Here is a 12,514-nt window from a genome sequence, read left to right on the forward strand (position 1 = left end):
GAGTGAGCCTGCTTAGAGCTGCGAGCCGACCTTGTAATCGGTCTCGTCGCCGCGGGTGTAGGAGAAGCCGTCCGCGCCCACGGTCACTTCCATTTCCGAGGAATCGGTGCGGGCCACCAGCGGCTGCGGGTTGCCGTCCAGGTCCAGGACCAGGGAGGCCTCGGTGTACCAGGACGGAACCACGGGGTTGCCCCACCAGTCGCGGCGCTGGTTGTCGTGGACGTCCCAGGTGATGGTGGGGTTGTCCGGGTCGCCGGTGTAGTAGTCCTGCGTGTAGATCTCGATGCGGTGGTCATCCGGGTCCAGGATGTAGAGGTAGAACGCGTTGGAGACGCCGTGGCGGCCTGGTCCGCGCTCAATCCGGTCGGAGATGCGCAGGGCGCCCATCTTGTCGCAGATCTGGATGATGTTGTGCTTCTCGTGCGTGGCGAAGGCAACGTGGTGCATGCGCGGGCCGTCGCCGCCGGTGAGCGCGGTGTCATGGACGGTGTCCTTGCGGTGCATCCAGGCGGCGTAGGTGACGCCGTCGGAATCCTTGATGTCCTCGGAGACACGGAAGCCCAGGTCCTCCAGGTAGGCGCGGCCGCGGGGAACGTCGGGGGTGACCTGGTTGAAGTGGTCCAGGCGCACCAGCTCGCCGGCGGAGTACAGGTCATAGCGCTGGGTCAGGCGCTCCACATGGTCCACGTGGTAGAAGAATTCGTAGGGGAAGCCCAGCGGATCCTCCACGCGGACCGAGTCACCCACACCCTTGGTGAAGCCCTCGGCCCGGCGTTCGGTGCGGCAGCCCATTTCCTTGTAGTAGGCCTCTGCCACGTCCACGTCTTCGGGGGTGCGCACGCGGTAGGCGAAGGACGCGACGGCGGCGACGGGTCCCTTGCGCAGCACCAGGTTGTGGTGGATGAACTCCTCGAGGGAACGCAGATAAATGGCGTTCTCATCTTCCTCGGTCACGTGCAGGCCCAGGACGTCCACGTAGAACTCGCGGGACTTGGCCAGGTCGGTGACCACGAGCTCCATGTAGGCGCAGCGGATAATGTCCGGGGGCTGGATGGACGGCGTGGGGATCGGGTTGGGGTTGATGGCTGAAACGCTCATGGTGTTGTTGCTCCTTTGCAAGAAATGTGGGGAAGAGTTCGGAACTTAGCCGGCAACCGCGGCGGCGTCGTCGGTCCCGAACTTGGGCGTATGGACCTTGCCGAGGGTGATGTGCACGGCCTGCTGGTCGGTGTAGAAGTCGATGGAGCGGTAGCCGCCCTCGTGGCCCAGGCCGGAGGACTTCACACCGCCAAACGGGGTGCGCAGGTCGCGGACGTTGTGGCTGTTGAGCCACACCATGCCGGCCTCGGTGTTCTGCGCGAAGTTGTGCGCGCGGGTGAGGTCCTGCGTCCAGACGTAGGCGGCCAGGCCGTACTTGGTGTTGTTGGCCAGCTCCAGCGCCTCGTCATCGGTGTCAAACGGTGTGATGGCGACGACGGGGCCGAAGATTTCCTCCTGGAAGATCCGTGCGTCGGGCTTCACATCCGCGAAGACGGTGGGGGCAATGTAGTTGCCCTCTTCCAGGCCTTCGGGGCGGCCGCCGCCGGCGAGCAGGCGGCCTTCGGTCTTGCCGATCTCCACGTAGGAGGCCACCTTCTTGAAGTGCTCCGGGTGCACCAGGGCACCCACCTGGGTCTTCGGATCGTGCGGGTCGCCGACGACGATGGTCTTGGCGCGGGCGGCGAAGCGTTCGCAGAACCGGTCATAGACCGGGCGTTCCACCAGGATGCGGGAGCCGGCGGTGCAGCGTTCGCCGTTGAGCGAGAAGACGCCGAACAGCGCGGAATCGAGGGCGGCGTCGAGGTCTGCGTCGGCGAAGATCACGCAGGGGCTCTTGCCGCCGAGCTCCATGGACATGCCCTTGAGGTTCTCTGCAGCGTTGCGGAAGATCGTCTTGCCGGTGGTGGTCTCGCCGGTGAAGGAAATCAGCGGCACGTCCGGGTGCTTGACCAGCGCGTCGCCGGCTTCCTCGCCCAGGCCGTTGACCAGGTTGAACACACCGGCCGGAACGCCGGCTTCGGTGAAGATGTCCGCCCAGAGCGAGGCGGAAAGCGGGGTGAACTCGGCCGGCTTGAGCACCACGGTGTTGCCGGTGGCCAGCGCCGGGGCGAGCTTCCAGGACTCGAGCATGAACGGGGTGTTCCACGGGGTGATGAGCCCGGCGACGCCAATGGGCTTGCGGTTCACGTAGTTGATCTGGGATCCGGGGACCTTCATGGCGTCGTCGAACTGGGCGACGATGAGGTCCGCGAAGAAGCGGAAGTTCTCAGCTGCGCGCAGTGCCTGGCCCTTGGCCTGGGTGATGGGCAGGCCGGTGTCGAAGGTTTCCATCTCGGCCAGGCGCGCTTCCTGGGCCTCGACGGCGTCGGCGATCTTGTTGAGGATGCGGGCGCGCTCACGCGGCTTCATCTTGGGCCACGGACCGTTGACGAAGGCTTCGCGGGCGGCAGCGACGGCGGCGTCGATGTCCTCCTTCTGGCCTGCGGCGGCGGTGGCGTAGTTCTGATTGGTGACCGGGTCCAGCACATCGAAGGTGGCACCGTTGACGGAGTCCACGAACTTGCCGTTGATGAAGTGCTGGATATGGGTGGGGAGGTTCTCGGGGACAAAGTGTTCAGCCATGGGTTTTCCTCTTTCTGCGTTGAAAGTTCTTGGTGGTTCTGGATCAGATGGGTGACGGGGGCTGGCTTTTTTGGGCCAGGAAGGCGTTGAGCGTGTTGGTGCGGTGCGCGCGGGCGGCGTGCTCGACGTCGGACGCCGGGGCGCCGGATTCGATCAGGTTCAGCAGGTTCTCGTGTTCTTCCACCGAGGCGTGAGCCCGGCCCGGCACGTACCCGAAGGTGGAGGTGCGCATCCGGGCCAGCCGTGTCCATCCCCGGTGGACGAGGTCCAGGATGTGCGGGTTGGGGCAGGGCCCGTACAGCAGGGCGTGGAACTCGGTGTTCAGCTGGGTGAACCGGATTGGATCGAAGTCCGCCAGCACCTCGCGCATCCGCTTGTTCAGGTCCCGGGCCTGCGCCAGTTCCTCCGCGCCGATGCCCGGAGCGGCCAGCGCAGTGGCCGCACCCTCGATGATGCTGAGGGTCTGCATGGTGTGCAGGTAGAGATCCGGGTCAATGCCGGCCACCGTGGCACCGACGTTGTGCTCGAAGTTCACCAGTCCTTCGGCTTCGAGCCGGCGGATGGCTTCGCGCACAGGGACCACGCTGAACCCCATGTCGGTGGCGATGCTGCTGAGCACCAGGCGGTATCCTGGGCTCATTGCGCCGCCCAGGATGCGGTCCTTGAGCTGGGCGTAGGCCTGCTCCGACTTGGAACCGGTGCCTGCTTCCGTGCTGCTGCTGGACGCGGTGCTCACGCCTGTTCCGCCGCCCAGGCCTCGTACTTTTCCTTCCACGCGGCGTTCATCGGGTAGAGCCCGTCCACGCTGTGGCCGGCCCTGACCATCTCGGCGATGAACTCTTCCTGGTGTTCCTGGACGATGCAGGCCTCCACCAGTTCCTCGGCGATGGCCGGCGGGATGACCAGGATGCCGTCGTCGTCGGCCACAATGATGTCACCGGGCTGGACGGTGGAGCCGCCGCAGGCGATGGTGATGTCCGTGTCCCAGGGGATGTGCCGGCGGCCGAGCACTGCCGGGTGCGGGTTGGCGCAGTAGACGGGCAGGTCGAAGCTAGCCACCGTGGAGTAGTCGCGGACGCCGCCGTCGGTGATGATGGCTGCGGCGCCGTTGCTGATCGCACGCAGGGCGAGGATGTCGCCCAGGGTTCCGGTGCCCTTTTCGCCGCGGGCTTCCATGACCAGGACTTCACCGTCGCGGACTGAGTCGATGGCGCGTTTCTGGGCGTTGTAGCCGCCGCCGTGGGTCTTGAAGAGGTCTTCGCGGTTGGGGACAAAGCGCAGGGTGCGGGCGGTGCCAACCACCTTGCGTCCGGTCTTGGTGCCGGTGAGGCCGTCGATGGAGACGTTGTTCAGGCCGCGGGCGCGCATCTGCGAGGACAGAGTGGCGGTGGCGACGGATTCCAGCTTGGCCTTCAGCTCCGGGGTGAGGGTTTTCTGCTCTTCCTCGGGCTTGAGCCCCGCCTTTTCGGCGGAGCCCCACGCTTCTTCGCGCTGCTTGTCGTCAATCTTGGGCTGTGCCCCGAAGGCGGCCAGCGCCGTCGTGCCCTCCGTGACGGTGGTGGTGAGGCGGCCGGTGGTCTTGCCCGTGCCGGGGACATCCACTTCGATTTCCAGGACGTCGCCGGGGACGGCCACGGAGGCGCCAGCCGGGGTGCCGGTGAGGATCATGTCCCCGGGCTCGAGGGTGAGGAGCTGGGAGAGGTCTGCGACCAGCTGACTAAAGGGGAAAAGCAGGTCTGCGGTGGTGTCATCCTGGGCGAGCTCGCCGTTGACCCAGGTGCGGATGCGCAGTGCTGCGGGGTCCACGTCGGCGGCGTCCAGAATGGCGGGGCCTACGGGGGTGAAGCCGTCGCCGCCCTTGGAACGGAGGTTGGAGCCCTTGTCGGCCCAGCGCAGATCGTATACGCCCAGGTCATTGCTGGCGGTCACTCCCCCGACGTAGCTCCAGGCGTCTTCGACGGAAACGCGGCGGGCGGTCTTGCCGATGATCAGGGCGATTTCGCCTTCGAAGCCGAGCAGTTCGCAACCGGCCGGGCGTTCCACCGTGCCGCCGCTGAGGGCGAGGGAAGAGCCGGGCTTGAGGAAGTAGGAGGGCTGCTCCGGGGTGCGTCCGCGTTCTGCCGCCCGGCTGGGGTAGTTGATGTGGACGGCGATGACCTTACCGGCCTGCTTCAGCGTGTCCGTGGTGGCTACGTTGCTCGGGGACATGTCTCTCCTGGATCAAGTACGAAATCGTATATGATGAGGATTACATGTGTAGTGGGTCACGTCAAGCGGTGGGGCTGCTCCTTACCCAACCGAATCCCCCACCCACTTCACAAACCGACGGATGCCGGATGACTAAACCAAAAGTGTCTTACATCAAAGGGCTGCCTCAAGCAGCTCGATGATTAGTTCCAATGCATAGCCGCGAGACACTCAGCGTGGCCAAGACTGCACGATCGCAGCAGTCTCACTGCCCGGCGTCCCGCAACCCATAGGTTTCAAGACGAGGCGGCGCCGCGCTGCGGGCGGTGGACATACCGCCAGTTTCCAAGCTGGCAAGCGTGACCTGTCGCCAGCTATCCGCAGGAGCGTCCTCTCCCGGTCCCGGGAGTGTTCCATGACGTCCCCCCATGGGTCAGAATCCACTGCACCGCCACATTATCGCGATGTGTGTTTCGTACTTGGATTGTTCCGGCGGGGGACGCAGCTTGGTCTGAGGCGAAACCTTGGGTTGCAAAAGTTCGTTTTAGACTCCATCTCTACCGCCGTGACGCCGTTACCGGGTGAAGGGGACTACTTTGAGTAGATGACAAGTTCTCCACCGCGTCGCCCTGTTTACGTTTTGGGCGCAGGGTTTTCAAAAGCGATCAGTTCAGCGATGCCAATCACGAATGAGCTCGGCCAGGCCCTGCGGGCCCGCCTCTCACACGAGGTTGATTTTGACTTGTACCCGAACCAAACGTTCGAGGATTGGCTCACGCTACAAATCACTCCCCTCCCCTTTCTGCAAGGGTTTGAAAACTCTCGGCGCTCAGCAAACGCGGCTCGTGTTATCGCAGAAATTGCTCAAGTACTCGATGAAAAGGTCGAGGACGCATCCTCTAGCGTCAGCGAACTTTGGCTCCAACAACTCGTGGCTCTTTGGCATGCAGAGCGAGCGGTGGTTCTCACATTCAATTACGACACCCTGCTTGAGCGTGCTGTGAATGACAACCCTCCATCGATCATCGACCCTACGGGACATGCACGCCACATTCTCGGCGATCACGTTGTCTTTCCTGCCCCCTCACCTCCACCCGTCCAGTTAGCTGACGATATGACCGCCAGTCATAGTGACGAATCCTTCGAGATACTTAAGCTACACGGATCCCTCACCTGGTACTGGGCTGCAAATGACTCCAGCGGATCGACACTTATCAGAGTGCGTGAAAAAAAGGGTTATGGGGCGAACACTGCACTGACGACTGAGACAGATTTTCTAGGTATTACAAGCTTGGATCGATATCTGATTCCTCCGATCACTAGTAAAGATGGTTACTACGGCTCATACCTTGCTAATTCGATTTGGCGTAAGGCCCGTTCCTACATCTCCTCCGCATCTGCTCTAACACTTATCGGTTACTCGCTACCCCCTGAAGACCGAGCAGCGAGTCAGCTAATGGCTCAGGCCCCTGCTAACACCCCGTTTTACGTAGTCGACCGAGCACCCGGTTCTGTGGACACTCCAGCTTCTGTTCTAGGGAATCTGACACGCCTCGGCATCAGTGGCAAGGCCGCCGGGACAGGGCCTGAATGTCTGCCCGATTTCGTCTCGAAAAAGATCCAAGAAGCAATTCAACGCCTGCCTGAGGCTCCTGAGTTCCAGCTTCCCGACAGCAACTCTTGGGATGTTGTGGTCGCAGTAGCTGAAGGTCAGTCTTGGTGGGCATCGGCATTTACCTACATGCTCCAATGGAATGAGCAGGAAGGTCACTTCGAGGCCGCCCAACTCGGTTACGACCTGATGACAACCGAGAGGCCATACAGCGAGATTCTAGGGCTGGAGGCGCCTTCGGCTGGATCAGGTCCTTTGACCGTGGCACAACTCCGGCACCACGTGGACGGCGGTAAGCCGCTTACTTTCAAACGCCCACATTCCAACGGCATGGCGGTCTGCATAGGCGTAAATAAGCTGACCATACGTTCTAAAGAACTGCTCGAATTGAAATGGGCTCCGTACTCGTAAACACTGCAACCTGCACCATACAATCCTATTCTTGGCTTTAGGCGTTGACTCATTCAAAAGTCATAATTCTGGGCTGCCCCTTGCACACTAGGCCACACGTGGCAACTAACCTGAACAGATTCGATCGTGTGCTGTGCCTTCCTGGTGAAGTCCGGGTGGACGCCCTGACCAGGACGGAGCAGCCATGCAAAGACGCTTTTCCCTATTTCGCTTCTCCCGAGGCAAGACGGTGGCGTTGCCTCTGATGCCACTCAGTTACTACGTTCTCGAATGGGTAAACAGCTCCTTTGTACCGCGGAAATCCTCCAGCTCCCCTACTCGTTGCTCTCAAAGAGCGTCCTCGCGTTCCTTCTTCGGCGGCGTCAGTCAACGCGGCACATGGGCGTCCAAGTGGGGGCTAGGCGGGCTGGATCGGGCACGTATGCCACTCCCTAAGGTGCTGGCGGTTGTTATTCCAGATCTGAAAGGCTCCGGCAGCAGGGGCCGCGTAGAGAGTGCGAGCGTGCTATTGCCACCCGTTTTGTCTTCAGGTTAGTAGACTCAAGGCACGTTCATACGAGGGGGATGGGTTTCATATGGTTTGTACTGCGCGAGTAAAGGGGCACCGGGCAGGGTCCGCAGCTGGCATGAAGTGTCCTGGTCCTTGCTTTGGTTCGGCCTCCACACAGCCCACCCCACCGCCCTCTCCTTCTCCTTCTCCTTCTCCTTCTCCTTCTCCTTCTCCTTCTCCTTCTCAGAAGAAAGCAGGGATGATCCGCGATCAGCTAGTAAAGGCTGGGTGGGATGTTGCCCTCTCGAAGGACCTGACTGTCGTTCTTTGGAATTCCGTTGCCGGTGCTATTACTAAGAGCCCTAACTGGCGCGGAAACTCTGGCCACTGGTTATGCGTGATGCTGGCTGACGCCGTTGATGCCATTGATCCTGGGACAGTTGCAGAGAATGTGGGGAGCTTATTCGAGGCCGCTCTTGTTGACCGCGGGGTGACGCCATGGGTAGCGGTCATCGTCGGGCGAGGAATAGCTAAAGCGACTGAGCAAACACTTTCCACCATGGATCCGGCGGAACAGCTGCGTCTGGGATTGCTTGTTGTCGCCATATGCTTGTGTCCTCGTCCAGAGAAATGCCCGGAGGAAAACAGACTGACGTTACCCATCTTCCAGTCGACCGTGGAGTTTCCGTCACCTTGATGGTCAGTTCACCATGCCCTATGACTAGGCCGAAATTCGGTGTGGTCTCACGAGATAACGCTGATCGCGGAGATCCCGGAAGATGCGCATGAATATCTCTCCGGTGCCCACATACTCACGCAGCGTCGAACCAGGTGCACCCGGCCGGCGCGAAGAATGTCGTCGACTTTCTCATCAATCGCCGCAAGGTAATCGGTGATTTCATCCATGGTCTGCTGCATGGCAACTTGAGCCATCACTCCCGCCGCACCTGCCAGCAAAGCGGGGTTGGCCAGTTGAGAGGCGGGGCCCTTGGAGAACTGGACAATGGCCCTGATGCCTCCTGACTGCCCCTTTGCCTGAACTACGCCCATACTGAGCCCCGTTTTGGAGTTTGTCATGAGGCCGTACTTCGTGATGGCCCGGGCAGACTCCTCCGTCAGTTTCACCCAGCGGCCGGAGCCTGCGGCAAGGTGGGATCCCATTTCTGCGATGCCTGCCGCCTTGCCCAGTTTCGGGCCGATCCGGTTCAGACCGAGATCCCTGGACTGCAGGTTTTCGGATGCAAGGAACCGCTCAACCGCAACCGGGTCCCCGATGACCGCAAGGCCGTCTCCATCATTGATCAGCTGGATCGAATCATCCACCGCCCGGCTCCCGTGTTCTGAGGAAAATGCTCAATTGCTGGAACATTCTCTCCCGGACACCCCAAATGCCAGGCTCGAATCGCCGCAGGGGGCTACCCCGCCGGCAGGTCAGGGAGTCAGCAGCACCTTGACAGCGCGGCGCTCGTCCATCGCCCGGTAGCCCTCCGCCGCGTCGGCAAGAGGAAGCGTCAGGTCGAAAACCCGGCCGGGGTCAATCTGCCGGCCCCAGATCCGCTGAATCAGGTCAGGCAGGAAGCGCCGCACGGGAGCTGGGCCTCCGAGCATATGGATCTCGGCAAAGAACAATTCCAGCCCGGGAAGAGCGACGTCATGAGAGACGCCCACAAAGCCCATGTGGCCGCCCGGCCGGGTGGAGCGCACAGCCTGCATCATTGACTCCTGCGTACCCACGGCCTCCACCACCGAATGGGCGCCGAGCCCGTTGGTCAGATCCTTGAGTTCAGCCACCCCGGCGTCACCGCGTTCGGCGATGATGTCGGTGGCACCGAAGTCACGGGCGAGCTGCTGGCGCTCGGGGTGCCGGCTAAACGCAACAATGCGCTCGGCGCCGAGCTGCTGCGCCGCAAGGACGGCCAACAGTCCGACGGCGCCGTCACCCACCACGGCGACGGTTTTGCCGGGGCCGGCCTCAGCCGCCACGGCACCGAACCAGCCGGTTCCCAGGACATCGGAGGCAGCCATCAGTGAGGGCAGCAGGTCCGCCGGCGGAGCCTCCGGGGTGGCCACCAGGGTGCCGTCCGCCAGCGGAATCCGGGCGAACTGCGCCTGGGTGCCCAGCGTCCCCATGGGCACGGCATTGACGCAGCGGCTCTGGTAACCGGCACGGCAGATCTCGCACGTGTTGTCAGAAGCCCAGAAGGAACCCACCACGAAATCCCCGGGCTTGACGCTCCGCACGTCCGGCCCAACCTCCTCCACCCAGCCGACGTATTCATGTCCCATGGGTGCGGGCCGGACCTCCTCGATGCCCCGGTACGGCCAGAGGTCCGAACCGCAGATGCAGGTCGCGGCCAGCCGGATCACCGCGTCGGTCGGTTCCTCAATCACGGGATCGGCCCGGTCCTCAACACGGACGTCTCCGGGGGCATGCAGTACTACGCCACGCATGGTGTCTCCTTCTGCCGGTGAATTCTCTCCCTTCCAAGAACAGCACCCGCGCAGACGCTCCGGTAGATCCCGGACCTTTGGTTCGGCCCGTTCGCGGTTTTCACGGACGTAGATACCGGCCGGTGATACTGATGGGGCTGCGTGCAACGTCGGCGGGGGTACCGGCGGCGATAATCCGGCCGCCGTCGGTACCGCCGCCGGGACCGAAGTCGATCAGGCGGTCCGCGTTCATGATCAGGTCCACGTCATGGTCAATGGCGATCACTGTGCCGCCCCGGTCGATTAGCCCCTGCAGCACATTGAGCAGGACCTGCACGTCCAGCGGATGCAGGCCGATGGTGGGCTCGTCGAGAATGAACACCGTTCCGTGCTGGTTCCGGTCCAGGTCCGGAGCCAGCTTTAGCCGCTGGGCTTCACCTCCGGAAAGTGCCGTGGTTGCCTCACCGAGGGTGAGGTAGCCCAGTCCCAGGTCGGCCAGCATGCGGAGACGGGCGGACACCTTCTTCAGATCCGATGTGGCGTCTGCCGCCCGCTCAACCGTCAGAGCCAGCAACTCAGGCAGCGTAAGCCCGGCATCCTCATCCCGGCTCTCCCTGCTCCCCTCCCCTGCCCGGTCCATTTCTCCGTGACTCGGCCGGCGGCGGATTTCGTCCGCCGCCGGTGCGTAGCGGCTGCCGTTGCAATCTGGGCAGACAATCTCCACATCCGGTAGGAACTGCACATCGAGGGAGATCTGACCGGTGCCGTCACAGACGGGACAGCGCAGCGAGCCGGTGTTGTAGGAAAAGTCCCCCGCCTTCAGGCCGCGTTCCTTGGCCTCCGGGGTTTTCGCATAGGCACGGCGGAGGTCGTCAAAGGCTCCGCTGTACGTAGCCACGGTCGAGCGCACGTTGGTCCCCACAGGAGATGCATCCACCATGCTCACGCGGTTTATCCCGTCAGCCTCCAGCGAAACAACATGCCCGGGCAGGGCCGTGCCCTTGAGCTTGGCGGTGAGGGCAGGAACCAGGCTCTCCAGCACCATGGTCGTTTTCCCCGACCCGGACACCCCGGTCACCACGGTCAGCCGTCCCTGGGGAATATCCACATCCAGGGCATGGACGGTGTGAAGGGGCAACGTCGCAAGACGAATATGTCCGAGGGCGAACATGCTGCCGGGATCAGGCGGGGTGCGCACCCGGATCTTCTCTGCACCGGTAATGAATCCGGCGATCCGCGACCCTGGATTCTCCACCGCTGACGCCAACGGCGCGGAGACCACCACTTCACCGCCCCGGGCACCGGACCCCGGGCCGATCTCGATGAGCCAGTCAGCTTCCTTCAGCAGCTGAACGTCGTGGTCCACAATCACCACCGAATTCCTGTCCTCCAACAGGGTGCGCACCACCGCGAGCAGCCCGTCGATGTTCGAAGGATGCAGTCCGATCGAGGGTTCATCCAACACGTACAGCACCCCCGTGGTGCGGCTGCGGACCGCCCGTGAAAGCTGTACCCGCTGGCGTTCGCCGGTCGACAGCGTTGAGGAAGCACGGTCAAGGGTGAGGTAGCCCAGACCCAGCCGGATCAGCAGCTGTGCGGCCTCGACCAGCTCGGTTCCGATGCTTCGGGCCATTGACGTCATGGCGGGCGGCACCAATGCCGGAAGGGTTTCCACCCAGGCAGTGACCTCGTCCAGGCTTTTCGCCGTAGCTGAGGCAAGGTTAATTCCGTCCACCAGCGTGGAGCGGGCGCGTTCGCTCAGCCGGGTGCCGCGGCAGTCGGGACAGGTCTGCACGCTGAGGAAGCGGTCAATGCGCCGTAGTCCCTTCTCGGTTTCGGCTTTTCGCAGCGCCTGCTCGACGGCGTCGTGGGCGTTGCGGTACGTCATGTTCAGTTCAAAGAGTTTTCCATTTTTTGACGGGAACAGGATGCGCCGTTTCTCCGGAGGCCCGCGGAAGACGATTTCCCGTTCCCTCTCATCCAGATCCCGAAACGGCACGTCCGTGCGCACTCCCATCTCCGCGGCTGCCTGGGAGTTGCCCGCCAGCCCAAACAGAGACCACGGGGCCACGGCGCCCTGATCGATGCTCAGCGATTCGTCGGGAACCAGGGCGGCGTCGTCGACGTCGCGCACTGTCCCGGTGCCGGCGCAGGTGGGGCACGCCCCTTCACTGTTGAAGGAGAACGATTCGGCGCTGGGCGGGGGAAACACCGCACCGCACACCGGGCAGGTCAGGCTCCGGTCGAGTGCGACGTCGATGGTCGGCTCCAGATGGTGACCGTTTGGACATTGGTGGCTGCCAAGCCGCGAAAAGATCAACCGCAGGCTGTTCAGGAGCTCAGTTGAGGTGCCGAAGGTGCTGCGCACGCCGGGCACCGGAGGCCGCTGCCGCAGGGCAAGGGCGGCCGGGACGTGCTCGATGCTGCCCACCAACGGTCGAGCTGCCTGCGTCAGCCTGCGCCGCGTGTAGCTTGAGAGCGCCTCCAGATATCTGCGGGAGCCCTCCGCGTACAGCACGCCGAGTGCCAGCGAGGATTTTCCCGATCCGGAGACCCCGGCAATGGAGACCAGCTTGCCCAGCGGGACGGACACGTCCACGTTCTTGAGGTTGTGCACCCTGGCGCCCCGCACTTCGATGCTTCCAGGTCCGTCCTGAACGGTGCTCACCTGCATGCCCGCCTTCCGGTGACCGCTGGACCGGCAGTCCATGCGGCGCGTCAGC

9 protein-coding genes are annotated in these 12,514 nt (G+C 63.0%); 2 read left to right on the forward strand and 7 right to left on the reverse strand.

From position 1 onward, the window contains the following. Window positions 1-12: 12 nt before the first annotated feature. From hpaD to QMA10_RS04770, 4 genes are read right to left on the reverse strand one after another with little or no spacing between them, the layout of a single operon-like run. Window positions 13-1,098, reverse strand: coding sequence for a 3,4-dihydroxyphenylacetate 2,3-dioxygenase (gene hpaD / locus QMA10_RS04755; protein WP_290166582.1), 1,086 nt, complete (start codon window positions 1,096-1,098; stop codon window positions 13-15). Between the two features lie 45 nt (window positions 1,099-1,143). Then, the gene (gene hpaE, locus QMA10_RS04760; RefSeq protein WP_290166583.1) at window positions 1,144-2,661 is read right to left on the reverse strand and encodes a 5-carboxymethyl-2-hydroxymuconate semialdehyde dehydrogenase; all 1,518 of its coding nucleotides are present in this window, start codon (window positions 2,659-2,661) and stop codon (window positions 1,144-1,146) included. 43 nt (window positions 2,662-2,704) lie between these two features. After that, on the reverse strand, window positions 2,705-3,397 hold the full coding sequence (locus QMA10_RS04765) for a GntR family transcriptional regulator (protein WP_290166584.1): 693 nt from the start codon (window positions 3,395-3,397) through the stop codon (window positions 2,705-2,707). Next, complete coding sequence (locus tag QMA10_RS04770) at window positions 3,394-4,869, reverse strand: fumarylacetoacetate hydrolase family protein (protein ID WP_290166586.1); 1,476 nt, start codon at window positions 4,867-4,869, stop codon at window positions 3,394-3,396. The genes QMA10_RS04765 and QMA10_RS04770 overlap by 4 nt, the downstream gene beginning before the upstream one ends. A gap of 583 nt (window positions 4,870-5,452) precedes the next feature. Here QMA10_RS04770 and QMA10_RS04775 point away from each other — a divergent pair. Together QMA10_RS04775 and QMA10_RS04780 are read left to right on the forward strand one after the other, a co-directional pair. After that, entirely contained in the window at window positions 5,453-6,871 is a 1,419-nt protein-coding gene (locus tag QMA10_RS04775; RefSeq protein ID WP_290166587.1) for an SIR2 family protein, read from the forward strand. 749 nt (window positions 6,872-7,620) lie between these two features. Continuing rightward, a complete protein-coding gene (locus tag QMA10_RS04780; protein ID WP_290166589.1) occupies window positions 7,621-8,058 on the forward strand; it encodes a hypothetical protein in 438 nt (145 codons plus the stop codon). 47 nt (window positions 8,059-8,105) lie between these two features. Here QMA10_RS04780 and QMA10_RS04785 read toward each other — a convergent pair whose 3' ends face one another. The 3 genes from QMA10_RS04785 to QMA10_RS04795 form a co-directional block, all read right to left on the reverse strand. Next, the gene (locus QMA10_RS04785; protein ID WP_290166591.1) at window positions 8,106-8,684 is read right to left on the reverse strand and encodes a hypothetical protein; all 579 of its coding nucleotides are present in this window, start codon (window positions 8,682-8,684) and stop codon (window positions 8,106-8,108) included. A 108-nt stretch (window positions 8,685-8,792) separates the two neighbouring features. After that, window positions 8,793-9,812, reverse strand: a complete 1,020-nt coding sequence (locus QMA10_RS04790) for a zinc-dependent alcohol dehydrogenase family protein (protein WP_290166592.1) — start codon at window positions 9,810-9,812, stop codon at window positions 8,793-8,795. A gap of 100 nt (window positions 9,813-9,912) precedes the next feature. Continuing rightward, entirely contained in the window at window positions 9,913-12,459 is a 2,547-nt protein-coding gene (locus QMA10_RS04795) for an excinuclease ABC subunit UvrA (protein WP_290166593.1), read from the reverse strand. Window positions 12,460-12,514: the final 55 nt, after the last annotated feature.

This window comes from Arthrobacter sp. APC 3897 (assembly GCF_030407495.1).
GTDB lineage: Bacteria > Actinomycetota > Actinomycetes > Actinomycetales > Micrococcaceae > Arthrobacter_B.

What these genes read in the sequence shown, in the direction of transcription:
- QMA10_RS04780 (WP_290166589.1), top strand. Translation starts at nt 7,621, where the DNA reads ATGATCCGCGATCAGCTAGTAAAGGCTGGGTGGGATGTTGCCCTCTCG.
- QMA10_RS04790 (WP_290166592.1), bottom strand. Translation starts at nt 9,812, where the DNA reads ATGCGTGGCGTAGTACTGCATGCCCCCGGAGACGTCCGTGTTGAGGAC.
- hpaD (WP_290166582.1), bottom strand. Translation starts at nt 1,098, where the DNA reads ATGAGCGTTTCAGCCATCAACCCCAACCCGATCCCCACGCCGTCCATC.
- hpaE (WP_290166583.1), bottom strand. Translation starts at nt 2,661, where the DNA reads ATGGCTGAACACTTTGTCCCCGAGAACCTCCCCACCCATATCCAGCAC.
- QMA10_RS04775 (WP_290166587.1), top strand. Translation starts at nt 5,453, where the DNA reads ATGACAAGTTCTCCACCGCGTCGCCCTGTTTACGTTTTGGGCGCAGGG.
- QMA10_RS04770 (WP_290166586.1), bottom strand. Translation starts at nt 4,869, where the DNA reads ATGTCCCCGAGCAACGTAGCCACCACGGACACGCTGAAGCAGGCCGGT.